Below are 25,532 nucleotides of genomic sequence, written 5' to 3' on the forward strand. Positions count from 1 at the left end.
AAGAGGTGAACACAGAGAATGGATAGCTATGTGAAACTGAACCACATATGCAAGAATTTCAACCATGTAAAGGCTTTGAACGATGCGTCGATTGAAGCGTTCAAGGGTGAAGTCCTTGCGATCGTGGGAGATAACGGAGCCGGCAAATCCACGCTGATAAAGATCTTGTCCGGTGTATTGAGACCGGACAGCGGTGAGATCAGGATCGGTGAAAAGAGTTACAGCAGTCTTTCTGTGAGCGAGGCGCTGAACGCCGGGGTATCTACCGTGTATCAGGATCTTGCACTGGCGAACACGCTGAATGTGACAACAAATATTTTCATCGGACAGGAGATCACGAAGCACGGAATACTTCAGAAGGATGAGATGGACAGGCAGGCAAGAAAACTGCTGGATGACCTGGACGTAGATATTCCGGATACGGCCGAGATCGCAGGCAACCTCAGTGGAGGACAAAGGCAGGGCATCGCCGTGGCGAGACTGGTCAATCGCGGAGGAAACATTCTGATCTTCGATGAGCCGACAGCCGCCATGGGTGTCGTGGAGGCATCAAGGACCCTGAAACTTATCCGGAGCCTTGCAGATAAGGGGATGGTCGTGATCATAATCTGCCACAACCTGACACAGGTGTTTGATACGGCAGACAGGGTCGCCGTGATGAGACACGGAAAAGTCCTCGTGGAAAAGCCTGCCAGTGAGTCGTCCATGCACGAAGTGGTCGCGCTGCTCACTTCCGCAGATAAGATATTGGGAGATGAATGAGAAATGAAAAGGAGAAAGAACTAATGATGGCAAAACTGAAAAAATCCGGCCAGTCATATACCGTTGTGCTTCTCCTGGTTATGCTGGCGATGATCGTTGTCATGTCGTTTGTATCACCGTATTTTCTGACTCTGGAGAACTTCAAGAACGTACTCAATCAATCGTCTATTTATCTTTTCCTGGTCGTGGGGATGGCTTATGTGATCGCGGCTGGGGAGATCGACCTCTCGGTGGGAGCCATTATCGGATTCGAGGGGATGGTCATGTCCAACCTGTACTACGCCGGGGTGCCGGCAGGGGTGTGCCTGATCACGGGGATAATTTCTTCTGTTATTATCGGTGCGTTTAACGGCTGGCTTGTGGCAAAGTTCAGGATCAATTCCTTTATCGTCACGTTGTGCACTATGACGGTGATGCGCGGTATCGTCCTCCTGGTAATGAATTCCAGGACGAGATATGGATTCGGGCCGGTATTCGCGTTCCTTGGATCTGGCCAGATAGGAATAATAAACATGCCTATCCTCATGGCGATAATCGCCGTGATAATCGCGGATCTTATCATGAGGAAGACCCGCTACGGAGTTTACACGCTTTTCATGGGATCGAACGAAGTGGCTCTTTCCCGGGCGGGAGTGAACACAAGACGGCACAAAATATCGATATTCGCATTTTCCGGTCTGCTTGCAGGACTTGCGGGGATCGTGGTCATGGGAAGACTTAATTCCGCGGAACCTCTGGCGGGAACAGGATATGAGATGGACGCTATCGCTGCGGTCATCCTTGGAGGAACGGTACTTGAAGGCGGAAAAGGAAGCATTTCCGGACCGTTCATCGCCTGCATCATCCTGAACATAATCAAGGACGGACTTACTCTGCTGGGTGTGTCCACGCACTATCAGGAAATAATAACCGGCGTGATCATCATTATCTCAGTACTGGTATCAGGCAGAGACATGAGAAGAAAAAGTGAGGTGTAGAACTGATGAATGTATTGTCTTCGGGCAGCATTGCTATGGATGTGGTGCTCAACAGCAGTGCCCTTCCAGAAGATGATGGCTTTGCTCTTATAGAAAAAGAAAAGATGCAGCCGGGAGGAAGCTCTTCGAATGTAGCGGTATCCGCGGCGGGATTCGGCATGGGTGCATGCCAGGTCGGCAAGGTCGGAGACGATGAGATGGGCAGACGTTTCATACAGTCTCTTAGAGAGGATGGTGTAAGTCCCGAGTATATGATCACCAAAGAGAATGGGATCACTATGCATACATACATCGTAACGGCACCACAGGGCAAGCACACGATCTTTGCCAACCTTGGAGATTGTATGCAGGATTTCACTCACCATGAGCTCCCCGAGGAAATACTGGACGATATAGATATTTATTACACGGACATGTTTTCCCCGGAGGTATCCCTCTATCTTGCCCAGGAGTCGGTGAGAAGAGGAAAGAAGATGATGCTGAACATGCAGGCTGTCATCAGCTTCATGGAGCTGTGCGGAGTCTCTCTTCAGCAGTTTGAAAAAGCCTTGGAATGCTGTTCAGTCCTGGTCGGGGGAAGGGCGGCTTATTCTGACCTTTTCGGTGAAAGAGCGGGAGATGACGTTGAGGCTCAGCTCCGGTATGCCGTTCAGCATTACCAGATAGAAGATGGAGCGATCTGCACACTAGGATCAGAAGGTGCAGTCTGGTATGACGGAAGCGATTTTATCTATTCTGAGGGATACAAAGTAGATCCAGTCGATACCACAGGGGCAGGAGACTGCTTCAACGGCGGGATAATGTACGCATTCTATGAAAAAGGAATGAGCAGAAAGGAATCATTGAAGTTTGCGAACGGGGCTGCGGCAATAAAATGCCTCAAGCCGGGGCCGCGCAGTATCGCTTCCGAAGCTCAGGTCTTTGATTTTGAAAATTCCAGGGACTAGTGCCGGAATTTTTAGAATATTAAATCATTTTACTAAATTACTTAATTGCTTTTCTGAAGGACAATCGGGAGGTAGACATGAAAAGAAAAAGGTTTCTGATCATTTCGCTATGTGCCGTGATGGCGCTCATGATGGTGGTGTTCACCGGCTGCGGATCCAAGGACGACAGCAGCAGTGACAGCAGCAGCGGAAAGCAGACTGAGTTCCAGAAGGCGAAGGCGTCGCTGGACGAGAATCTCAAGGCTGATGAGATCGATAAGGATAAGTGCAAGGGCGACGACTACGGACTTATTCTGAGTTCGCTCGGAAACGAATTCTGGCAGACCGAGAAGGAAGGCGCTGAGGCCGCAGCTAAGGATTACGGCGTAAACCTTGATGTTCAGGCTACAGACAATGACACGGACTTCACCGGACAGCTCGACATCATGGAGACAATGGTTTCCAAGAAGTACAAGGCCATCGGAGTTTCTCCGCTGTCTGAGACGAACCTTGTCAACGGTATCGCCGATGCAAACAAGAAGGGAACAAAGGTCATCCTCAACGGCACCCTTCAGAATGAAGATGCCATGAAGGCCGCAAATGCACACGTCGATGGAATAATGGAAATGGATTTCCACAAGCAGGGCGTAATGGCAGCCAAGTTTGCCGCTAAAAAGTGCAATAACAAGGGCGAAGTTGCCATCATTGCAGGAACCGAGGGCGCTACTCAGTCCGATGGAAGAAGAGATGGAGCAAAGGAAGTCTTCGAGGAAAAGGGAATGGATGTTGTTGCCGTTCAGCAGTGCGACTTCGATCAGCAGAAGGCTTATGATGCTACAAAGCAGATCATGCAGGCTCACCCGAAGATCGTTGCCATCACATGCGGAAATGATGATATGGCAATGGGCGTTGTAAAGGCGCTGCAGGAACTCGGTAAAAATGACAAGGTCGTAGTAGTAGGAAACGACTTCACTTCTGAAGCAAAGGCAGCCATCAAGGATGGGACCCTCGACGCTTCTGTTGCAATGTCCCCTTATCTCGGAGGAAGAGCTGCAATGATCACCATGATCAGGGCATCTCAGGGAAAGAAGATCGGAACTGTAAGCTCTTACGTTCCGATGATCCTCGTAAGCAAGGACAATGTAAAGGACATGGAGGACTGGAAGTAGTCATCCGGTCCGGGGGCGCCTCAGGGCGCTCCCTGTTTTTTTTAAGGAGAATGACATGGATCTTTATAACAGGATACTTGGAAGCCTCATTGGAGCAGCGGCTGGAGACGCTATGGGAGCCGCCACGGAAGGCCGTTCCGCCGAGGAGATCCGCCGGCATTTTAACGGAAAGGTAACTGACCTTATCGCTCCGCCTATGGATACCTTTGGCGCAGGGAACAGGGCCGGAGGTTACACTGACGATTTCAGCTCAGCATACTTTGTGGCAGACGAGATAGTTAAGAACGGCGGGGTGGTAGACGAGGAAGCTCTGAAGAGAGCTCTTGTGAACTGGTCGGAACATGCTGTTTTCTTTGACCGGTTTGCCGGTCCTACAACGAGGCTTGCAATCAAGAAGTTCAAAGGCGAAAAAGTTGAGGAAAGCCCGGGCACCATCAATTCCGCCAGAAAGGCCACAAATGGATCGGCCATGAGGATAGCTCCTGTGGGCCTGATCGATGCCGGCGATGTTGATCAGGCCATTGAGGATGCGATCAAGGTCAGTGAACTCACACATAACAATACGCTGGCCCTTTCAGGTGCGGCAGCCGTGGCGGCCGCTGTGGCGATTGCTGTGACCAAAGATGCAGACCTTTACGATGTGATCGAGGCTGGTGTATATGGTGCAGAAAAGGGTGAGGCCATCGGGCTCTCCAGAAAAAGCTTTGTCGCAGGCCCGTCGGTGGCGAAGAGGATCAGGCTCGCTTCTGACATAGCCTTCGGAGGCGGCAGCAGAGAGGAAAGGCTCGCGGAGATATCGGACATCATCGGGACGGGACTCCACATTTCCGAAGCAGTCCCAGCAGCTTTTGGCATAGTCGCAATATGCAGGGGCAATGCCTACGATGCAGTAGTTGAGTCTGCTAACATCGGATACGACACCGATACCATCGGGACGATGGCCGGCGGTATCGCCGGAGCCCTTTGCGGGGCAGAGGTTTTCCCTCAGCATTTCCTCCCTGTTATGGAAGAGGCGAACGGACTTGGTATCACCGATCTGGCCGGCAGAATATTTGACTTGAAGGTCAGGGAAACTGGAGGTCGAGGCAATGAATGATAAGATACTAGGTGCCCTCATAGGAGCTGCGTCAGGTGATGCGATGGCATCTGCGACAGATGGAAGATCCCATGGCGAGATACTGGAAGCATATGGTGAGGAAGTGCGGGATTTTAAAAAGCCTGCAGAAGGGAGCCAATCCTCCGGGCGTGAGGCCGGCCGGTTCACAGACGCATTTTCGATTCCTCTTTTCCTGGTGAACGAGATCCTCGACGAAGGAGGGCGGATAGATACAGACGTCGCGAGGGCAGCACTAAAAAAATGGGGACAGACGGAATACTTCCCTCGATTCGCCGGCATGACGACTAAGAAAGTGGTCAATGCTTTGAATGCAGCAGAGACTAACGATCTGTGGGCTTTTTCCGGACACCTCGGGAGCAAACTTTTCAAGGGTCACTACTATGCTCTGTCGTCAAATGGCTCTGCCTGCAAAGCGTTTGTGCCAGGACTGTTTAACCCGGGCGATTTTGACGGCGTAGTTCATGATTGTGTGGAGATCACAATGTCTTCTCACGATGACCCGCTCAGCATCTCTGGAGCCTGCGCGGTTTCGGCGGCCGTGGCAGCATGCTTTGAAAAAGATGCCACAGTTTTTTCGGTCGTATCTGCAGCCGTTGATGGCTCAGTCGAGGGTGAAAAAGCCGGCCGCGCAAGGGATGATGTCTGGGACTATCCTGGCCCGTCTACCACAAGGCGCCTCGGACTCGCACAGCAGATCGCCTTGAAGAATGTGGGGAACGACAATGCCGCGTCAGAACTGAGAGACATTATCGGATGCGGCCCTGAGGTAGCGGAAACAGTTCCTCTGTCCATGGGCTTGCTCATTGCCAGAAAAAAACAGCCTCTGGAAGCGATTTATGACGCGGTCAACATAGGGGACGAAACTTGTGCGGCCGCCGTGGTCACGGGCGCGCTTACGGGTGCTCTGTATGGATCGAAGGTTTTCCCGGAAAAATGGAAGGAAATAGTGGAGAGGCAGAACAGCGTGGATCTCACCGGCCTCGCAGAGAGTATCAGCATGTACGCCGCGGGATCTGAGCATTAAAATCTGTCCGCCTGGCAATAAGGTGTTTGTATTTTGCCCGCCCCTGTTATAATTGAACAAACGACAAGGAGGCAATTCAATGGCAGATAATAATATGAAAAAGATCCCCAGTTTCACAGTCAACCACCTTAAGCTCAAGCGCGGAATCTACGTTTCTCGCAAAGATCAGGTTGGCACCGAGATCGTCACAACGTTTGATATCCGCATGAAGGCCCCGAACCGCGAGCCGGTCATCAACACAGCGGAGTGCCACACCATCGAGCACCTGGGTGCAACTTTTCTTCGCAACGACCCTGAGCGCTCGGACCAGGTCATCTACTTCGGGCCGATGGGCTGCCGCACGGGGTTTTACCTGGTGATGAAGGGCGACCTGGAGTCGCGCGACGTGGTCGACCTTGTAAAAAACATGTTTTCGTTCATCGCAGGTTACGAGGGTGAGATACCCGGGGCCGCTGCCCGCGACTGCGGCAACTACCTGGACCAGAATCTCGGAATGGCGAAATACGAATCGAAGAAATATCTGGACGAGGTGCTGGAGCACATGGACGAGAGTCGTCTGGTGTATCCTGAATAAAAAGAGAAGAGAGAGCCGGATCCTGCTGACACAGCGGAGGTCCGGCTCTTCCCATATCAGTTTGGATGATATTGACCTGTGATATTAACCTGGTTGATAGTTACGGATGGCGAAAGGCGGCTGAAATAATGAAGGTAAGCTTCGCAGCAGAGTAAACGGCAATACAGACAAGAAATGACGCAGGCACAGCCATACAGCGGGATACAGAGGGATTTGAGGTAGTTGTTGTGACCCCAAAAAGTTAGACCTGAGAGCGTAGCAGATTTGATTGCTGCTACTCAACTTATTTATGCGGCCTGATGACTGAGTCGGTATTGTACCGGACTCATCCAGCCAAGCTTCTCTTTGATTCGTCGATTATTGTAGTATTCAATATAGTTCTCAATCGCAGTTTTTAAGGATTCGTAACTGTAATAGATCACTCCATAGTATATCTCCTGCTTCAGGAGCCCGAAGAAGTTCTCCATAACAGCATTATCGTGACAATTTCCCTTGCGTGACATGCTCTGGAATATTCGTTCATCCTTCAGTCTCTTTGTATAATCTTTCATCTGGTAAGCCCAGCCTTGATCAGAGTGAAAAGTTCGTCTGAATTTGCAATCTGCAGTGATCTTTACAGCCTCATCAAATGCCTTCATTACATTTTCTGCCGAGGGTTTTCTATCGATTCCAAAGCTTATTATTTCTCCATTAAACAGATCCATGAATGGATCCAGATAGAGCTTTCGTGCTACGATCCTTCCGCCGGGTTTCCTCTCGTAATACTTGAATTCTGAGGTGTCCGTGGTTATCTTCTGGTGCACGATGCTTGTATCGAATCTTCTGTTGATCCTGTTCTTTGCAGTCTTTCCGACCTTTCCCTTGTAGGAGTTGTATTTCCGGTTCTTGCGGCCGAACGAAGTCACCTGCAGACCGTATTTCTGCATGACCCGCTGCACTCTCTTCCTGTTGACTCTGTATCCCTGATTCCTCAGCTCGGCTGTCATTCGCCGGTATCCATAATTCTTATTCTCTTCCTTGATCTCGATGATCTTTTCCACTAACTCCTTATCGGGGTCCGCCTTGCCAAAGCGTTTCTGCCAATACATGTAGGTAGCTTTTGGCATATGTGCATATGAGAGAAGGTCTTTTAGTTTGAATTCTCCTCGGAGGCTGTGGATGACGAACGCCGTTCTCTCATTTCCTTTTCGTCCTCCAAGCGCAGTCTCCTCACGGCTTTTAAAAAAGCATTCTCCAGCCTTAAATGCTCTATAAATTGCAATTCCAACTTGAACACTAGCGTAAAATTAAGCACTTTGAACTTTGACAACTGAATACACTTGATCGAGAAATTCGTCGAAGAGCTCTTCTGGTGTAAAGTATCCAAGACGTTTTCGCGGCAAAGCGTTCATCTCATCGGCAAAACTCAGTATTTGATCTGCAGAATATTTGTCGATGGACACTCCTTTCGGAATGTATCTGCGAAAGAGACGGTTGTGTCGCTCGTTCTGACCTCTTTCCCAGGATGAGTACGGATGAGCAAAGTAGACGCCTACACCCCAATCCTTTAGTTCAGAGGGCCTTTCAAATTCAGGTCCGTTATCTGCGGTGATGGTCTTGAAGATCTCTGAAAAATGTGTGTCACCATATTCTTCTCTAAGGGTCTCCATTGCAGCCATTACCGAGTCAGAGTCTTTGCCGGGAATCTTTATAGCCAGATAGAAATCAGTGACTTTTTCAACCAGAGTGAGAACCACTGATTCCTTGCCAGCTCGTTTGCCCACTACTGTGTCTATTTCCCAATGACCGCACACGATGCGCATGGATGCTTCCTCTGGACGATCATCTATGCTCTTGCCGAGGACCTTCTTGTTCTTGCGAGTATGGGCCTTCTTCGACTTGCGGGAGAGAACTTCAGGCAAGTCGAATGGTGAGAGAGGCAGATTACCGGCCCACAGCTCACGGTATAGCGTCTTTGTGCAGACGATATACTCGCTTGGAAACAGCTTCTTACGTCTGGCGTACCCTACACAGCAATCCAATGACCAGTGCTTTTCTCGCACCTGCTTGACCATCCAATCGATAAAAGGATTTTCTTCTTCTAGTTTGTGCGGCTTGTGACAGCGGGTCCGGTTAGTTTCATAATTTGCCTGCCCCCTTTTAGCTGAATACTCAGGGAACCTCCCACGATTGCCTTTGCGCTTTCCTGTACCGCGGCGCAACTCATTGAGTACAGTGGATGCAGAACAGTTTACAACTTCGGCAGTTTTGCGTAGAGACATCCCCAACTTCTTGCAGGTCTTGATGCTGCATCTGTCTTCGAATCCGAGATGCTGTCCTCTTTCTCTTTCAGGTGTGGTAGAATTGTCACGATCCATGGTGATCTCCTTTGGTGATTTTGTGTGGTGACTTAATTCTACCAAAGATAGGTCCTGTGGATCTTCTTTTATTTAGTTTTAGTGTTCAACTTCATATTACAATTAACCCATCAAAAAATACAGCGGAATAAAGAGAAAGTGCAAATCCCTCTGTATGGCCACGCTTGCTTATTCGTGCGCTCGCAACGCCGATACAGAGGGATTTGAGGTAGTGCCTAAATTCCGCTGTAAAATCGTCAAAAAATACAGCGGAATAAAGAGAAAGTGCAAATCCCTCTGTATGGCCACGCCTTCCCGTTCGTGCGCTTGCAACTCCGATACAGAGGGATTTGAGGTAGAGCTCAAATTCCTCTGTAAAATCGTCAAAAAATACAGCGGAATAAAGAGAAAGTGTAAATCCCTCTGCATGGACGCGCTTGCTCATTCGGTTTCGCTATACCCATTTTCGTCCCATGGTGGAACCAAAAACTGGCGGCCCCGATTTTTTGCAATGAAACTATCCATAGTATATAATATTTTAGCTTTTAGTGTCCCGCGGTGGGCACCGACGGCCAGCGCCTTTTCAGGTTCGCGTCGCACGCTTGCGCTTCGCCAGACGGCCAGAGGCCCTTCCACCGACGGCCAGCGGCTTTTTCGGGATCGCGTCGCACGCTGGCGCTTCACCGACGGCCAGCGGCCTTTTCAGGAACGCCGCAACCGCCGGAGGCGTTTTCTGTGTTGCGTCAGATCGCCGGAGGCCTCTCCAGTTGCCGCAGGTCGCAGACTGCCGGAGGCCCCTCCACCGACAGCCAGCGCCTTTTCAGGTTCGCGTCGCACGCTGGCGCTTCACCGACGGCCAGCGGCCTTTTTAGGAACGCCGCAACCGCCGGAGGCGTTTTCTGTGTTGCGTCAGACCGCCGGAGGCCTCTCCAGTTGCCGCAGGTCGCAGACGGCCAGAGGCCTGTCCGCAGACGGCCAGCGGCCCATGCAAGTAGCCGGAACTGCCGGAGGCCCCTCCACCGACGGCCAGCGCCTTTTCAGGTTCGCGTCGCACGCTGGCGCTTCACCGACGGTCAGCGGCCTTTTTAGGAACGCCGCAACCGCCGGAGGCGTTTTCTGTGTTGCGTCAGACCGCCGGAGGCCTCTCCAGTTGCCGCAGGTCGCAGACCGCCAGAGGCCTGTCCGCAGACGGCCAGCGGCCCCTGCAGGTAGTCGGACGATCGCCGGAGGCGTTATCAGGATTGTGGCAGACCGCAGGCTTTTTCATGGTCGGGACACTGCCCGGAACGACAGAATTTTTAGATCGGAGTACTGAAATATGGATAGCATCGAGCTGAGTCAGCTTATATACCCGGATATCACCAGGACGCCGGAGGACTACGAGGAGATGTACCCTCCGAGGGAACTCCCGGAGGGGGCCATGGTCACAAGGCTGGGACCGAGCCCTACAGGATTCATCCATCTGGGGAACCTCTACGGTGCCTTCGTCGATGAGCGACTGGCCCACCAGAGCGGTGGAGTTTTCTACCTTAGAATAGAGGACACAGACGACAAGCGCTTTGTGGAAAACGCCGTGGAGACCATAATCTCGTCTCTGGGCTTTTTTGGTATCAGGTTCGACGAGGGCGTGACCGAGCACGGGGACATCGGCGCCTATGGTGACTACACCCAGAGCCACAGGGGGGAGATATACAGGACTTTTGCCAAGTGGCTCATCGCTCAGGGCAAGGCTTACCCTTGCTTCCTCACGGAGGACGAGATCACTGAGATCCGCCAGAAGCAGGAGGCGGAGAAGCTGGCCCCTGGCATCTACGCCGGCTGGTCTAAGTACAGGGACTGGGACAAGGATCCTGAGATCGAAAAGGAAGTAATAGAGAGGCTCAAGGCCGGAGACGACTTCGTCATCAGGCTGAAGTCCCAGGGGACCCCGAATGCGGCGGGCGCAGACATAAAGCGAACCACCGTGACGGATGCCATCAGAGGGAAGCTGGAGGTCCCGGAGAATTTCCAGGACATCGTCATCATCAAGACGACGGGCATCCCTACGTATCACTTCGCCCACGTCATAGACGACCACCTCATGAGGACCACCCACGTAGTCAGAGGAGAGGAATGGCTGCCGTCGCTGCCGATCCACGTTGAGCTCTTCGATGACATGGGATGGGAGCCGCCGGTGTACTGCCACACGGCGCAGCTCATGAAGATAGGCGAGGAAGGAAACAAGAGGAAGCTTTCCAAGAGGAAGGACCCGGAGCTGTCCCTCAGCTACTACAGGGATATGGGCTACCACCCGGAGGCCGTCCGCGAGTACCTCCTCACCATCCTGAACTCCAACTTCGAGGAGTGGCGCATCGCGAACCCGGAGGCGGACATCGACGAGTTCCACTTCACTACGGAAAAGATGAGCAACTCCGGCGCGCTTTTCGATCTGGACAAGCTCAACGACGTGAGCAAGGACGTGCTCCTGCGGATCCCTGCCGCCGACCTGGCGCAGTTCCTGAAGGAGTGGTCGGAGGAGTTTGCCCCTGAGTATTCCTACATGTTCGAGAACATGGACTACCTCACGAAGATCCTGGACATCGGGCGCCATGACAAGAAGCCTCGTAAGGACCTCATCTACGCAAGGCAGATCGTGGACTTCATCGGATATTTCTTCGATGAGTCTTTCACCATACAGGACCAGTACCCTGAGGAGGCCGAGGATGACATCGCCGTGATCCTGAGCGATTACCTTTCCACCTACGACCACAACGACGACCAGAGCCAGTGGTTCGAGAAGATCAGGGAGATCGCATCCAGCAACGGTTATGCGGCAAAGCCTAAGGACTACAAGAAAAATCCTGAGGATTACAAGGGCCACGTGGGTCACGTGAGCACCGTGATCAGGATCGCCCTCATGGGAAGAGCCCAGTCCCCAGACGTCTGGACCATCCAGCAGATCATGGGAGAGGACAAGGTGCGTGAGAGGATCAGCAGCGAGCTGGCCCGCCACTAGGCCGTGGATCAGCGCGGATCAGAGTGGATCAGACTGGATCGGACCGGATCAGAACCTGAACGAGAAGGAGATGGATATGGAAAAAGAACCTACGCTCGTCGTTATGGCTGCGGGAATGGGCAGCAGGTACGGCGGGAACAAGCAGATAGATACTATTACCGAGCAGGGAGACATCATCATGGACTTCTCCCTGTACGATGCCTGGAAGGCCGGCTTCAAAAAAGTCGTCTTCATCATCCGCAAGGACTTCGAGGAGGCCTTCAAAGCCCACATCCAGCCGGGTGCCGCCACGAAGCTGGAAGCGACATACGTTTTCCAGGACATAAACGACATTCCTGAAGGCTTCTCCATCCCTGAGGGAAGGACCAAGCCTTGGGGCACAGGCCACGCGGTGCTCTCCGCGAGAGACGTGATCGACGGTCCTTTTGCCGTGATCAACGCCGACGACTACTACGGCACCCACGCATTCAAGATCATCTACGACTATCTCAAGGATCACGCAGATGAGACCCACTATTGCATGGTGGGATACAAGGTGGAGAATACGCTGTCGGAAAACGGCACCGTGAACAGAGGCATCTGCCGAGAGGAGAACGGTCTCCTCACAGACGTGGAAGAGCACTACGAGCTGGGCAGGGCCGCCGACGGGGAAAACAAGGGAAAGATCGTCGGAAGGAACGAGTCCGGCGAGACGGACGTGATCCCGGAAGGAACTCCGGTCTCCATGAACCTGTGGGGCTTCAGCCCTGAGTACATAGAGGTCATGAAGAAGGGCTTCGAGGACTTCCTGCGGAACGAGGTCCCTGGGAACCCACTCAAGAGCGAGTTCCTCCTCCACCACTGCGCAGACCTCCAGATCAAGGCCGGCGAGGCCGGGATCCAGGTCCTGCCGACAGACGACAAATGGTTCGGAGTGACTTACAAGGAGGACAAGCCTGAGGTCATGGCCAGGTTCAAGGACATGAAGGAAAAGGACATCTACCCAGAAGAGCTCTGGAAGTAGCCGGCTGGCCTGAAGGAGGTAAGCATGTTCTTCTTCAAATTCATACTGGCCCTGCTCCTCACCGTGCCGATGGCCTATATCGGCAGGAGGCAGGTGAGGGATTTTACCAGAAAAAACGTGACCCCCTGGAGGCGCGGACGCGATCCCGAGAGGGATGATGCCACCCGCGGAACAGAGGGGAAAAAATAACAGGAAACCCGGAAGGCGGGGCCCCGTCGGGCTGTGCCTTCCTTTGTATATTCAGGCCATGTAGAAAGGCCGCACAGAGCACCATACAGATGGGAGGAGCCATGAGCAGAGGCATTTTCATCACCCTTGAGGGGCCGGACGGCGCGGGAAAGACCACGCAGATAGGCTTCATCAGAGAGTATTTTCAGTCGCTTGGAAAAGAAGTGATCATCACCCGTGAGCCCGGCGGCACTGCCATCAGCGAGAAGCTGCGGGAGATCCTCCTGGACAAGAACAACAGCGAGATGGACGACGTCACGGAGATGCTCATCTATGCCGCAGCCAGGGCACAGCTGGTGGCCGAGGTCATAAAGCCGGCGCTGGCGGCCGGAAAGATCGTGATCAGCGACCGCTTCGTGGACTCCAGCATCGCCTATCAGGGCTACGGAAGAGACCTGGGGGATCAGGTCCGCATCGTGAACCTGAGCGCAACGGCGGGACTGGAGCCGGACCTCACTCTTTTCCTGGACATCGACCCTAAGAAGGGCCGCGAGCGCATCGGAAAAGATGTGATGGACCGCCTCGAGCAGGAAAAGATGGATTTCCACTACAAGGTCTACCAGGGCTACAAGGACATCTGGGAGAACTGCCCGACGAGGGTGATCCGCATCGACGCGGACCGGCCTCTCGAGGAAGTGAAGGAAAGCGTCCTTTCCACCCTGGACACCTTCTTCGGCGGGATCGCCGGACCTGGGAAAAACTGATCTTCGAGACGATAACAGATGAATGAACGCGAATACATAAACAGCCTGGTCAGAGGAGACAGCCTGGCTCAGGCGTACATAATAGAAGGAGAGGACGAGGGAGCCAGGAGAGGGCTTGCCGGATATTTCGTGAAGGCAGCCCTGTGCACAAGCCCGAACGAGGACGGATCCCCCTGCGGGACCTGCAGCTCCTGTGTCAGATGCACATCAGGCACCCACGAGGACGTGGTGGTCATGACCAGAAAAGGCAAGACCCAGTATCTGGTGGAGGACAGCCAGGCCTTCCTGACCCGGATCGCCATGAGGCCATACGGCAGGCGCATGGTGGGCATCATACCAGAGGCGGACCGACTGAGCCCCGTCATCCAGAACAAGCTATTGAAATACATCGAGGAGCCGGCTCCGGACACTGTCCTCATCCTCGAGCTGGGCAACAGAGACGCCCTTCTTCCCACGGTCCAGTCCAGGTGCATCAAGCTGAGGGCGAGGGGAGATATCTCCGGCGCATCCGCCGATGGAGATGGAGAAGAAGGCTTTTTCGAGGCTCGGGATTCTGAGGAAAAAGACTGGTCACCTCTCATCGCAAGCCTTGCGGGGAGCGGAGAGTTCTACCTTTTTCGGAAGGCCATGGAGAGCGCCATAAGCAGCCAGAACGACGCACTCGATTTTCTCGACGCCCTGGAGATGGCCTGGAGAGGCGGCCTGGGAGACCGGGAGCCGGGCGCAACGGGAGCCATAATACTTGTTGAAGAGTGCAGAAAGCAGATAATGGAAGGCATGGCCCACAAGACGGCCCTGAAGCAGCTCTTCCTGAAACTGCACTGATTGAGGAGTTTACATATATGAAAGAAATCGTTGGAGTCGGCTTTGTCCACGGAGGAAAAAGCTATTATTTCGACCCCCAGGGGGAGGAGTATCAGGCCGGGGACATGGTCATAGTTGAGACGGCCCGGGGCATGGAGCTCGGACACATCGTGGCCGAGAACCGGGAGATCGAGGACAGCCAGGTGGTGGCGCCGCTGAAGCCCATCAAGCGCAGGGCCACCGATGCGGACCTGGCTCATTACAAAGAAAACTACGCGAAGCGCGGAGAGGCCATGAAGGTCTGCCAGGAGAGGATCCAGGCGCATCACCTCGACATGAAGCTCATCGACGCGGAGTACACCATAGACGGGAGCAAGGTAATTTTCTACTTCAGCTCCGAGAACAGAGTGGATTTCCGTGAGCTGGTAAAAGACCTGGCGGCCCACTTCCGCATGCGCATCGAGCTCCGCCAGATCGGCGTGAGGGACGAGGCGAAGATGCTGGGGGGCATCGGCATATGCGGCAGGCCTTTCTGCTGCAGCAGCTGGCTCTCTGACTTCCAGCCGGTGTCCATCAAGATGGCGAAGCAGCAGAACCTTTCCCTGAACCCCGCGAAGATATCCGGATCCTGCGGCAGGCTCATGTGCTGCCTGAACTACGAGAACAGCACCTACGCAGAGCTCCGCAAGGGCATGCCTAACGAAGGCCAGAGGATAAAGATAGGAGACGGCATGGTGAAGGTCATCAGCGTCGATCTCCTGAGAGGGAACGTGGTCACCCGGGCGATAACCAAGGACCCGGAGACTGGTGAGGAGACGCTGAGCACCGAGACGAGGACGTACACGAGAGACGAGCTGAAGGGATCCTCTTCCGGAGGTTGCGGCCACTGCAATCGCGGACAGGACATCGAGATGGCCTACGAGGGCGCGGCGGTCAACGGCAACTGGGACGACCCTGCAGTATCTGACGATGTTTTCGTGGGCGACCCCGAGGACACGGAGGACGCTGAGGTGTTCGCAGGCGCCGGAGATGCTCCGCTCGGAGAAGAGGCCCACCAGGAAAAGCAGGAGAAAAAGGCCGGCAGGTCCAGCATAAAGCGCGGCAGCAAGTCCGGCGGCCGGGGAAGGCGCAGGAAGCCGAAGGGTGAGGGCAGGAGCGAAGCCCCAAAAGAACAGGCCGGGAACGGCGGCAACGGTGGAAACGGCGATCCATCTGGAAAGAGCCGGAGCCGCAGGCGTCCGAAGAATGGAAACGGATCTAAAAACGGCCAGAGACCGGGACACCAGAACGGTCAGAAGCCTGAACACAGGAACGGCCAGAAGAACGGCCGCGGCGGTCATGTGGGTCACGAAGGAAGCGGCAACGGACAAAACGGCGGCAGCCGCAACGGAAACGGGCATGGCGGAAACGGCGGCGGAAGCGGCGATGGAAATTAAAGGCGGAGAACGCCTGGACGACACGGGCTTTTCCGGGATAAAGGTCATCCAGGGCGACGGCTTCAGCTACGGCGTGGACAGCGTTCTGCTGGCGGCCTGGGCAGCAGGCCAGCTTGGAGCTCCGGCGGCGCGGAAGCTGAAGGTCGGAAGGGAAATGAGGATCATGGATCTCGGCACCGGGAACGGCGTCATACCGCTGATCCTCAGCCACAAGATCCCGGAGTGCAGCATATGCGGGGTGGAATTCCGTCCTGAGTCCGTGGACCGGGCGGTGAGATCCGCAGAACTGAACGGCCTTCATGAGAGACTCGAGTTCGTGGAGGACGACGTGGGGCTCCTCCTGAAAAACCGGCCGGAAATGGCCGGGACATTCGATTCCGTGGTGACCAATCCCCCTTATTTCAAGGCGGGAGCGGGGATGGCGCCGCCTGAGCAGTGGCGCAGGAGTGCACGGTGGGAGACCACGGCAGACCTTGGAGACTTCATAAGATGCGCCGGCGGCCTCCTCAAGGACAAAGGAAATTTTTACATGGTCCACCGTCCTTTCCGAATGGCTGATATAATATGCGAGATGAGAGAAGCCGGGCTTGAGCCAAAGACCCTTCGCCTGGTGGTCCCTCGCGACAGTGAGGCCCCCAACATACTCCTTATACACGGAGTCAAAAACGGCGGCCCGGAGCTCAAGGTCCTGCCCTCTCTGGCGGTACACAGCGGGAACGGCTACACTGAAGAGCTGCTGGAGATATACAGAACGTAGATCCTTGCACCGTATTTGATCGCATCGTATTTAATTGGATTTTACAAAATGGTATAATCTCTTTGCCCTGGATCGGAGAAAACTGGCCGGGGTATTTTCTGACAAAGGAGAGAAAAAATGACTATTACTGTGGATATCAAACAACTGGTTATTCTGCTGCTCCTCGTAGCCCTCATCGTGCTGGTGATCTACCTCGTGGTACTGGCGGCCAACGCCATCAGGACCCTGAAGAAGACCAACGAAGTGCTGGACGACGTGAAAAGGGTCACCACCGTGGCCGCGGAGAAGACGGAGTCCGTGGGAGGCGCTCTCGACGAGGCAGGAGATGCCATCTCCACAGTGGCAGATGCTCTCAGAGCGGATGGATCGATAATAGACAAGGCGAGCAACATTGGCCTGGGGATCAACAGCCTGGCCAGCGTTGTGAACAGCCTCAGGACAGACAAGGAAAAGGAATTCGCTGAAAGGGCGAGAAGCCGCAGGAAGGCGCACAAGGCAAAGGCCTCCAAGTAGGCAGGCACGACGGCCGGGACACCCCGGCGGACGCGATAATTTTTTTCAAGGAAAAACCGGAGATTCAAATGGCGAAACTTATAGTAGAAAACGGAGGGCCTCTCTACGGAGAGGTCCAGATCAGCGGCGCAAAAAATGCGGTGCTCCCTCTTATGGCGGCGACGCTCCTGACCGAGGAGAAGTGCGTTATTGACGGTGTGCCGGATCTTGCAGACGTTAAGGTCATGAAGGGGATGCTGGAGAATTTCGGCGCCACCGTAGTTGACGACGGGAACGGACTGCTGGAGATCACCGCGTCGCAGATCAGGACGGTCAACGGTGACCGGAAGCTGGTCACTGAGATGAGGGCCAGCACCGTGGCGATGGGACCGCTCCTCGCCAGATGCGGCAAGGTGGTGATGCCTCTCCCTGGAGGCTGTGCCATTGGGAAAAGGCCGATCGACCTTCACCTCAAGGGCTTCAGGGCTCTCGGGGCCACGGTGATCGAGGATGACGAAAACGAGCAGGTCATCGTCACGGCGGGGCCGAAGGGCCTGGTGGGCGATGCTATCTACCTGGATTTTCCAAGCGTAGGAGCCACGGAGAACATCCTCATGGCTTCAACCATGGCCGCCGGGACGACGATCATAGAGAACGCCGCTAAGGAGCCTGAGATAGTAGACCTTGCCAACCAGCTGAACAAGATGGGAGCCAAGATCAAGGGCGCAGGCACCGATACCATAAGGGTCACAGGCGTGGAGAGGATGGGCGGATCCATCCATTCTGTCATCCCGGACAGGATCGAGACCGGCACGTTCATGCTGGCGGCCGCCATCACCAGGGGTGAGATCCTGGTGAAGAACGCCCTGCCCGGGCACGTCCGCCCTATCATCGCAAAGCTGAAGGAATGCGGTGTAGAGGTGGAGACGGTGGACGACGGCATCTACGTGAACGCAAGGGATAAGGAGCTCATCGCCACCAACATCAAGACACTGCCGTATCCGGGATTCCCGACAGACATCCAGTCTCCTTTCATGGCTTTCCTCACCACTGTAAAAGGAAAGAGCGAGGTCAAGGAGACCGTCTTCGAGAACCGTTTTATGCACGTGAACGAGCTCAACCGCATGGGTGCTGACATCACAATTGAAAACAGGATCGCTTATATCCCAGGTGGAAAGACCCTCCACGGGGCTAAGGTGAGAGCCACCGACCTCAGGGCCGGAGCCGCCATGGTCCTGGCAGGCCTTGCCGCCGAGGGGAAGACTGAGGTCAGCGAGATCTACCACATCGAGAGGGGCTACGAGAAGTTCGTGGAAAAGTTCACCGGCCTTGGCGCGCTGCTCACGAGGGTAGAGGAAGACTAGAAAAAGAATTTTTTGCTGCCGGAGCTGCTCCGGCGGCTTCTTTCGTTTATATTCGTTTTTTTGTAAGGTATCACCGCTACACTAAGATCACAGGAGTTTCAAATGGCTGATTACAAGTATATGCAGATGCTGGCTCAGAAGTTTCCGAATCACAGATATGTGAAATCCGAGCTCATCAACCTGAAGGCGATACTGGCTCTGCCGAAGGGCACCGAGTATTTTCTCAGCGACCTCCACGGAGAGTACGACGCCTTCCAGTACATCGTCCGCAGCGCCTCGGGCACCATACGCATGAAGATCGACGAGGCTTTTGGCAACACCCTCAGCGAAAAGGAGAGGGACAGCCTCGCTGCCCTGATCTACGACCCTGAGAACGAGATCCTGCGCCGCAGGAAAAGCGAGCACGACTTCAACGCCTGGTGCGCTTCCGCGATCTACCGCCTCATAGTCATCTGCAGGATGGTATCCAGCAAGTACACCCGTTCGAAGGTGAGCAAGCTGCTCCCGGCCAACTCCGGATACGCCATGCAGGAGCTCCTCTTCGCAGACGACGACGAGAACCGCAGCAGCTACTACGCCGAGATCATCAATTCCATCATAGAATACAGGGCGGCGACTACTTTCATCAAAGAACTGGCTGACACCATCAGCAACCTCGCCGTCGACCAACTCCACATAATCGGAGACATCTTCGACCGTGGTCCGAAGCCTCACAAGATCCTGGATTTCCTCATGTCCAGGAGGAACGTGGATATCCAGTGGGGCAACCATGACATCGTGTGGATGGGTGCGGCCTGCGGAAACAGGGCGTGCATCGCCAACATCATTCGTATGAACGTGAGCTACAACAACTTCGATATGCTGGAGTACGGCTACGGCATAAACCTGCGCCCGCTCGCAACATTTGCCCAGGATATCTACGGCGACGACCCGTGCACCGCTTTTGCACCTCACATCCTGGACAAGAACCGGTTCGATCCGATCCCTGAGGGGCTGGCCGCGAAGATGCATAAGATGATCGCCATCATCCAGTTCAAGATCGAGGGGCAGCTCATAATGGAGCACCCGGAATACGGACTGGACCACAGGCTCCTGCTGGACAAGATCGACAGAGAGCGCGGCGTCGTTAAGGCCTACGGAAAAGAATACGAGATGAAGGACACCAACCTCCCTACCGTGGATCCTGAAGATCCTTATGAACTCACTCCTGAGGAAGAGGAGGTGATGGTGGCACTGGAGGGGTCCATCCTGAACTCCGGAAAGCTGCAGCGCCACATCAGATACCTGTACAGCCACGGTGCACTCTACGAGAAGTGCAACGGGAACCTGATGTTCCACGGCTGCATCCCTATGGACGAAAACGGAGAATTCCTCGACGTCACAATAAACGGCGAGACCCACAGCGGTGCGGAACTCATGGAGTATCTGGACGAGCAGATCCGAGACGCGTACTTCAATCCGCCTCTCGGCCACACGAGCGCGGAGGCCGCAGACCTCATGTGGTACCTCTGGCTCGGACCGGACTCACCTCTTTTCGGGAAGGACAAGATGACCACCTTCGAGCGCGTCTTCACCGACTCAAAGGAAGCAAAAAAAGAACACACCGTCCCGTATTACAAACTGATCAACGATCCTAAGATCTGCGAGAAGATCATCCGCAGCTTCGGCCTGGATCCGGCTTCGGGAAAAGTCCTGAACGGGCACGTTCCGGTGAAGATCAAGGACGGGGAGAGCCCGATAAAAGGCGGCGGCAAGCTGTTCGTAATAGACGGAGGCATTTCCAAGGCCTACCAGAAGACCACGGGTATCGCCGGCTACACCTTCATTTTCAACTCCAGATTCATGGCGCTGTCGGAGCACAAGCCGTATGAGCCGATCAGAAAAGACGGCTCACAGCGCTTCCACGACCCTAAGATGCAGATCGTCCAGAACCTTCCGGAGCGCATGCAGATAGTGGACACAGACATCGGAGCCGAGCTGCTGAGGCAGGTGGACGACCTGGAGCAACTCATGGCTGAATACAAGAAGGGTACCATCAAGGAAGTCTTTAACGATCCTAAGGTCAGGAAGATGTGGGACTAGGAGCCGCGCCCGTTGCGTGAGAGAAGATTTCAAAGGAGTCAAAAATGTCCGTTGCCTGTGTGACCGGCGCGAGCTCGGGGATAGGAAAAGCCTTCGCCAGACAGCTTTTCAGCGAAGGATGGTCGCTCGTCCTCGTCGCCCGAAGCGAGAAAAAACTCGAGGCGCTGGCGGAGGAGCTGACTGGCGGTGTTTCGGCTGCTGCGGATGGGGCGACCGCGCCCACGGCAGATGTTTTTCCCTGCGACCTGAGCAGAGAGGACGAGTGCCTGCGCCTCTGTAAACAACTGGAGACCATTCCGGATCTCCGCCTTCTGATAAATAACGCCGGCATCGGCGCAGTCGGCCGCTTCGACGAATTGGATACTGACCGGCAGCTCCAGATGATCCGCCTGAACGTGGAGGCGGTGGAGATCCTCTGCCGGGAGATCATCCCTCACATGGAGAAAGAGGGCGGCGGCCAGGTGCTGAACGTCGCCTCTTCGGCGGGCCTGCTGAAGGGCGGCCCGTACATGGCCACCTACTACGCCACGAAGGCGTACGTGGTGAGCCTGACATCCTCGATTTTTACAGAATTGAAGGAAAGAAGGAGCACAGTTGCCATCAGCGCCCTCTGCCCGGGTCCAGTTGACACGAATTTTAACGAATCTGCAGGGGTCAGATCATCGCTGCCTGGCATCTCTCCGGAGTACTGCGCGAGGTTCGCCCTGAGGAAACTTAATAGGAAAAAGCTCATCATAGTCCCAGGGCCGCAGCGGTGGGGGATGCCTTTTTACAACATTCTTCCGAGGAGGCTCCAGCTCAGGATCACCGGAGCGGGGCAGAAGAGCAAGATGAGATAGAACACGAAAAAGGACTGACTTTTCCCATTAACTGCGTCAGTCCTTTTTCTAGTGAATTGGAGGTTAGTATGTAAAATCTATATGTCAACTCAGCCTGCTGGAACCTGCCCAGCTGAGCTCAGTTTGCTGTGAGACCGTGCTGCTTTCGCGGTTGCGTCCTGCGAAAGCGCCGCGCTTCTACGCAGGAGAATTCTGCTTTTCCGGGAAGAGTTCGTCGGCCCTTGCCATGTTCTTCCTGATGGCGTCGCAGCTGGCCTGGAACTTCACCTTTTCCTCGTCGGTGAGAGGGAGCTCCACGATCTCCTCGGCGCCGTCCTTGCCGATGACGCAAGGGACTCCTACGAAAATATCGTCCTGGCCGTAGGCGCCGCACAGGTTGCGGCTGGCCGGCATGATGAGCTTGGAGTCGTTGAAGACAGCGGCGGCCATGCGGGCAGCGGTGGTGCCGATGGCGTATTCAGTGCAGTGTTTTCCGGAGAAGGTGACCCAGCCGCCCATCTTGGCGCGCTCCTCGATCTCTTCAGGGTCGAAGTTGAAGCGGGGATCCGTCTTGTCCAGGTCGTAGTAGCGCTTGCCGTTGATGTTGACGCTGGACCAAGGGCAGAACATGGAGTTGCCGTGTTCGCCCAGCATGTATGCAACGAAGCTGTTGTGGTCGAGGCCGGTCTGCTCGGCGATCTGGGATTTCAGGCGGGCGGTGTCAAGGCCGGTGCCGGTCCCGAACACGTGACCGTCCGGGAGCCCCAGTCCCAGGGCGATCTCACGGGTGACTACGTCGCATGGATTGCTGATGTTGATGAGACGGCCTTTGAAGCCCGCTTCTCTCAGGCGGTCTACCCAGGTGTGAACTGCGTTGATGGTGAAGTCCACCTCGCGACTCCTGTCGATGGACCCGAGAAGAAGCTCTATTTTACCTGCGGCGTTTACGATAACGTCGCAGTCGGCGAGATCTTCGTATGTGCCTGTGGAGACTCTGACTCTCTTAGGCAGCATGGACACCGTGTCGAAGATGTCCTGACATTCGCTCTTGGCTTTTGTCTCGTTTATATCTGTGACCACCAGCTCGTCGCAGACGCCGTATGCTGCCATTGCAAACATTACATGGGCCCCTACATGGCCGGTACCTATTACTCCTACTTTTCTTCCCATCGTTCTGTTCCTCTCTTTTCCGCTTATCTTCTCTTATTCATACAGTACAGTCTGAGGATAATAACAAATCCCGTCAACAGTTTCGGATGATCAGTATTCGCAACTGTATGGGCAGCTCCTGATCGACTCCGTGTGCAGATAACGAAATTTGTTAAATTCCACAGAAAATCTTATCTAACTTGTTATTTATTATAAGCATGTTCGGACGGGAGTCAATAGCAAATTGTTAGAAAACAACAATAAAATTGTATTATTTTGTATACTGACACAAGCATATCATGCACGATATGGCCGGACTGTCGATCACCGTTCACGGCCGGCCGCTGATCACCAAGGTCAACGACCTGGTGGCTGTCATCGCGTACTACGGCCTGAGCTCGATCTTCCTGATCGACATGTTCCATCTGGCGGGCTGATCAATGGGCTCAGGTCGGGAAAAGGAGGGCACAAAGTCAGAGACGAAGAAGACAGGCGACGAGAAAAGACAGAGAAAGGGCGCCGCGGCCTTGACATCGCCGTGAAAAGCATATAGAATAGTCAAGCTACTTAAGCGTCCGTAGCTCAATTGGATAGAGTAACGCACTACGAATGCGGAGGTTCAGGGTTCGAGTCCCTGCGGGTGCACCATAGCGAATGAGAAAAGCCGCTGAAATCAACGGAAACGTTGAAATCAGCGGCTTTTTCGTGTGCTTTTAAGTATCTGCAAAGTGTGGCAGAAGGTGTTTTTTCGGGCTCTGTTTCGGCGTGTGTGCCCAACTTTGTGCCCAATTGCCCAACTTTCTTCCACACTGCCATACTTTTGCCACACTGCCATACTTTTGCCACACTTTGGCGTGTGGCCAGGATGTCCCCAGTGAAACGGCAATATCCAGGTGTCAGTTATCTGAGTTCATTCCCCGGGAACTGCGGAATGCTGGCGAATCCCGCTGCCAGATCCTCATCCGTAGGGATGTAGTCTGTCATCGTCCCGTCGTTGAACTGCTGATAAGCGACCAGGTCGAAGTAGCCGGTGCCCGTGAGGCCGAAGAGAATGTTCTTTTCCTCGCCGGACTCCTTGCACTTCAGCGCCTCGTCGATGGCGCCGCGGATGGCGTGGCTGCTTTCAGGGGCAGGGAGGATTCCCTCGGTACGGGCGAAGAACTCGGCCGCCTTGAAAACATTGGTCTGCTCGTAGGACCTCGCCTCCATCAGCCCCTGGTGGTAGAGCTCGGACAGGATGGAGCTCATGCCGTGGAACCTCAGGCCGCCCGCGTGGTTCGGGGACGGGATGAAGTCGTGGCCGAGAGTGTACATTTTTGCCAGTGGGCAGACCATGCCGGTGTCGCAGAAATCATACATGTATTTTCCGCGGGTGAAGCTTGGGCAGGAAGCCGGCTCGACGGCGATGAACCTGTAGTCCTCCTCGCCGCGGAGCTTCTGCCCCATGAAAGGCGCGATCAGCCCGCCCAGATTGGAGCCGCCGCCGGCGCAGCCGATGATGATGTCCGGTTTGATGCCGTACTTGTCCAGGGCGGTCTTGGTTTCCAGGCCGATCACGCTCTGGTGGAGGAGCACCTGGTTCAGCACGCTCCCCAGCACGTAGCGGTATCCCTCGCTGGAAGTGGCGACCTCGACGGCCTCGGAGATGGCGCAACCGAGGCTTCCGGTGGTCCCCGGGTGAGCGGCCAGGATCCTGCGTCCGACCTCTGTGGTCTCAGAAGGAGACGGAGTCACCGAGGCGCCATATGTACGCATGACCTCACGCCTGAAAGGCTTTTGCTCGTAGGACACTTTTACCATGAAAACCTTGCAGTCCAGGTCCATGAAAGAGCACGCCATGGACAGCGCGGTGCCCCACTGTCCGGCTCCGGTCTCGGTGGTCACGCCCTTGAGGCCCTGCTTTTTCGCGTAGTATGCCTGAGGGACCGCGGAATTCAGCTTGTGGCTGCCGCTGGTGTTGTTGCCCTCGAACTTGTAGTAGATGTGGGCTGGCGTGCCCAGAGCCTCCTCCAGGCGGTATGCGCGGACGAGCGGGGAAGGGCGGTAGGTGCGGTAGAGCTCCTGGACCTTCTCCGGTATGTCGAAATACGGCGTCTCGTCGTCCAGCTCCTGATCCACCAGCTCGCTGCAGAACACAGGCAGCAGATCCTCCTTAGTCATAGGCTTATGGGTGCCCGGGTTCAGCAGAGGCGCCGGCTTAACCTTCATGTCGGCCCTGACGTTGTAATACTGCTTCGGCATCTCATCCTCGCTCAGGTAGATCTTGTTAGGGATCATCTCATTTTTTTCATTCATTGCAGTCATTTCTCGTCTCCTTTCCGTTTATGACCATCTCATACCCGGGACCGGAAGACCAAAAAAGCCCCCGTCCCAGAACTGCTGCTGGGACAGGAGCCAATACTCAAAAATAAACCGCCGCTCCTGCGGTGCCACCCGGCTTGACGCAAAATGCGCCCACTTTAGCGTACGTGTTCATACGCCTGGTTTGTTCACGAAGTACCCTCTCCGTCTTCCATACTCAGGCCAGGCCCTTTCCGGTCGCCCTCCGAAGTCCATTCATCCCGCTTCCCCATACCGCCATCACAGCAACGGCGGCTCTCTCGGATGGGAAGGTGCGAAACTACTCACTCTTCGTCAAAGGTTTGTACTATTACGTTGTGGTGATATATTAGCAAAATTCACAAAAGGCGTCAACGCTTTTAGTGTGCTTTTATGGAAAAACACAAATCCCCGGCCGCTTTGTCGCGACCTTGCCGCAAGCCTCAGCAAAACCGCCGCCGCGCCCGGCGATTTGCCAGCGCCCCGGCGCACTTCT

25 protein-coding genes and 1 tRNA gene are annotated in these 25,532 nt (G+C 54.6%); 20 read left to right on the forward strand and 6 right to left on the reverse strand.

Annotated elements, in window-relative coordinates; all coding sequences use genetic code 11:
* Positions 1-18 precede the first annotated feature (18 nt).
* The 7 genes from BQ7382_RS01275 (at position 19) to BQ7382_RS01305 (ending at position 6,549) form a co-directional block, all read left to right on the forward strand.
* Positions 19-762, forward strand: coding sequence for an ATP-binding cassette domain-containing protein (locus BQ7382_RS01275; protein WP_077390272.1), 744 nt, complete (start codon positions 19-21; stop codon positions 760-762).
* Positions 763-785: 23 nt separating this feature from the next.
* Positions 786-1,739, forward strand: a complete 954-nt coding sequence (locus BQ7382_RS01280) for an ABC transporter permease (RefSeq protein ID WP_235847909.1) — start codon at positions 786-788, stop codon at positions 1,737-1,739.
* A gap of 5 nt (positions 1,740-1,744) precedes the next feature.
* On the forward strand, positions 1,745-2,686 hold the full coding sequence (locus tag BQ7382_RS01285) for a carbohydrate kinase family protein (protein WP_077390275.1): 942 nt from the start codon (positions 1,745-1,747) through the stop codon (positions 2,684-2,686).
* Between the two features lie 77 nt (positions 2,687-2,763).
* Complete coding sequence (locus tag BQ7382_RS01290) at positions 2,764-3,834, forward strand: substrate-binding domain-containing protein (protein ID WP_077390278.1); 1,071 nt, start codon at positions 2,764-2,766, stop codon at positions 3,832-3,834.
* Positions 3,835-3,889: 55 nt separating this feature from the next.
* Positions 3,890-4,930, forward strand: a complete 1,041-nt coding sequence (locus BQ7382_RS01295; RefSeq protein WP_077390281.1) for an ADP-ribosylglycohydrolase family protein — start codon at positions 3,890-3,892, stop codon at positions 4,928-4,930.
* Entirely contained in the window at positions 4,923-5,975 is a 1,053-nt protein-coding gene (locus tag BQ7382_RS01300; RefSeq protein WP_077390283.1) for an ADP-ribosylglycohydrolase family protein, read from the forward strand. Before BQ7382_RS01295 ends, BQ7382_RS01300 begins: the two co-directional genes overlap by 8 nt.
* Positions 5,976-6,054: 79 nt before the next feature.
* Complete coding sequence (locus BQ7382_RS01305; RefSeq protein ID WP_331465903.1) at positions 6,055-6,549, forward strand: S-ribosylhomocysteine lyase; 495 nt, start codon at positions 6,055-6,057, stop codon at positions 6,547-6,549.
* A gap of 287 nt (positions 6,550-6,836) precedes the next feature.
* Here the strand turns inward: BQ7382_RS01305 and BQ7382_RS01310 are convergent, their stop codons facing one another.
* From BQ7382_RS01310 to BQ7382_RS09495, 4 genes are all read right to left on the reverse strand, one after another.
* Positions 6,837-7,811 carry an IS3 family transposase gene (locus BQ7382_RS01310; RefSeq protein ID WP_144082053.1) on the reverse strand — a complete coding sequence of 325 codons (975 nt, stop codon included), beginning with the start codon at positions 7,809-7,811 and terminating at the stop codon, positions 6,837-6,839.
* Positions 7,812-7,835: 24 nt separating this feature from the next.
* Complete coding sequence (locus BQ7382_RS01320; RefSeq protein WP_077390286.1) at positions 7,836-8,906, reverse strand: IS30 family transposase; 1,071 nt, start codon at positions 8,904-8,906, stop codon at positions 7,836-7,838.
* Positions 8,907-8,997: 91 nt separating this feature from the next.
* Complete coding sequence (locus BQ7382_RS09415; RefSeq protein ID WP_144082054.1) at positions 8,998-9,330, reverse strand: hypothetical protein; 333 nt, start codon at positions 9,328-9,330, stop codon at positions 8,998-9,000.
* Positions 9,331-10,011: 681 nt separating this feature from the next.
* Positions 10,012-10,152 (reverse strand): hypothetical protein, encoded by a 141-nt coding sequence (locus BQ7382_RS09495; RefSeq protein WP_159437188.1) that lies wholly within the window; start codon positions 10,150-10,152, stop codon positions 10,012-10,014.
* 51 nt (positions 10,153-10,203) lie between these two features.
* Between BQ7382_RS09495 and BQ7382_RS01330 the strand changes: the two genes are divergently transcribed.
* The 11 genes from BQ7382_RS01330 (at position 10,204) to BQ7382_RS01375 (ending at position 21,589) form a co-directional block, all read left to right on the forward strand.
* Positions 10,204-11,880, forward strand: a complete 1,677-nt coding sequence (locus tag BQ7382_RS01330) for a glutamate--tRNA ligase (RefSeq protein ID WP_077390292.1) — start codon at positions 10,204-10,206, stop codon at positions 11,878-11,880.
* 76 nt (positions 11,881-11,956) lie between these two features.
* Entirely contained in the window at positions 11,957-12,883 is a 927-nt protein-coding gene (locus BQ7382_RS01335; protein WP_235847910.1) for a nucleotidyltransferase family protein, read from the forward strand.
* Positions 12,884-12,907: 24 nt separating this feature from the next.
* The gene (locus tag BQ7382_RS09500) at positions 12,908-13,072 is read left to right on the forward strand and encodes a hypothetical protein (RefSeq protein WP_159437189.1); all 165 of its coding nucleotides are present in this window, start codon (positions 12,908-12,910) and stop codon (positions 13,070-13,072) included.
* Between the two features lie 101 nt (positions 13,073-13,173).
* The gene (gene tmk, locus BQ7382_RS01340) at positions 13,174-13,815 is read left to right on the forward strand and encodes a dTMP kinase (protein WP_205408154.1); all 642 of its coding nucleotides are present in this window, start codon (positions 13,174-13,176) and stop codon (positions 13,813-13,815) included.
* Positions 13,816-13,833: 18 nt separating this feature from the next.
* A complete protein-coding gene (locus BQ7382_RS01345; protein WP_077390299.1) occupies positions 13,834-14,640 on the forward strand; it encodes a hypothetical protein in 807 nt (268 codons plus the stop codon).
* 17 nt (positions 14,641-14,657) lie between these two features.
* Positions 14,658-16,055 (forward strand): PSP1 domain-containing protein, encoded by a 1,398-nt coding sequence (gene ricT, locus BQ7382_RS01350; RefSeq protein WP_077390302.1) that lies wholly within the window; start codon positions 14,658-14,660, stop codon positions 16,053-16,055.
* A complete protein-coding gene (locus BQ7382_RS01355) occupies positions 16,045-16,812 on the forward strand; it encodes a tRNA1(Val) (adenine(37)-N6)-methyltransferase (protein WP_159437190.1) in 768 nt (255 codons plus the stop codon). The genes ricT and BQ7382_RS01355 overlap by 11 nt, the downstream gene beginning before the upstream one ends.
* 117 nt (positions 16,813-16,929) lie before the next feature.
* A complete protein-coding gene (locus tag BQ7382_RS01360; protein ID WP_077390309.1) occupies positions 16,930-17,325 on the forward strand; it encodes a hypothetical protein in 396 nt (131 codons plus the stop codon).
* 68 nt (positions 17,326-17,393) lie between these two features.
* On the forward strand, positions 17,394-18,668 hold the full coding sequence (gene murA / locus BQ7382_RS01365) for a UDP-N-acetylglucosamine 1-carboxyvinyltransferase (protein WP_077390313.1): 1,275 nt from the start codon (positions 17,394-17,396) through the stop codon (positions 18,666-18,668).
* Between the two features lie 102 nt (positions 18,669-18,770).
* Positions 18,771-20,750 carry a fructose-1,6-bisphosphatase gene (locus tag BQ7382_RS01370; RefSeq protein WP_077390315.1) on the forward strand — a complete coding sequence of 660 codons (1,980 nt, stop codon included), beginning with the start codon at positions 18,771-18,773 and terminating at the stop codon, positions 20,748-20,750.
* 44 nt (positions 20,751-20,794) lie between these two features.
* A complete protein-coding gene (locus BQ7382_RS01375) occupies positions 20,795-21,589 on the forward strand; it encodes an SDR family NAD(P)-dependent oxidoreductase (protein ID WP_077390318.1) in 795 nt (264 codons plus the stop codon).
* A 177-nt stretch (positions 21,590-21,766) separates the two neighbouring features.
* On the opposite strand, the gene BQ7382_RS01380 is transcribed toward BQ7382_RS01375, so the two are convergent.
* Entirely contained in the window at positions 21,767-22,738 is a 972-nt protein-coding gene (locus BQ7382_RS01380; protein ID WP_077390321.1) for an L-lactate dehydrogenase, read from the reverse strand.
* 278 nt (positions 22,739-23,016) lie between these two features.
* Here BQ7382_RS01380 and BQ7382_RS09505 point away from each other — a divergent pair, with 278 nt between their 5' ends.
* Entirely contained in the window at positions 23,017-23,154 is a 138-nt protein-coding gene (locus tag BQ7382_RS09505) for a hypothetical protein (protein ID WP_159437191.1), read from the forward strand.
* A 134-nt stretch (positions 23,155-23,288) separates the two neighbouring features.
* Positions 23,289-23,365, forward strand: a tRNA-Arg gene (locus tag BQ7382_RS01385).
* 252 nt (positions 23,366-23,617) lie between these two features.
* On the opposite strand, the gene BQ7382_RS01390 is transcribed toward BQ7382_RS01385, so the two are convergent.
* Entirely contained in the window at positions 23,618-25,021 is a 1,404-nt protein-coding gene (locus tag BQ7382_RS01390; RefSeq protein WP_330618625.1) for a TrpB-like pyridoxal phosphate-dependent enzyme, read from the reverse strand.
* Positions 25,022-25,532 lie beyond the last annotated feature (511 nt).

This window comes from Mobilibacterium timonense, from assembly GCF_900155555.1.
GTDB lineage: Bacteria > Bacillota > Clostridia > Peptostreptococcales > Anaerovoracaceae > Allobaileyella > Allobaileyella timonense.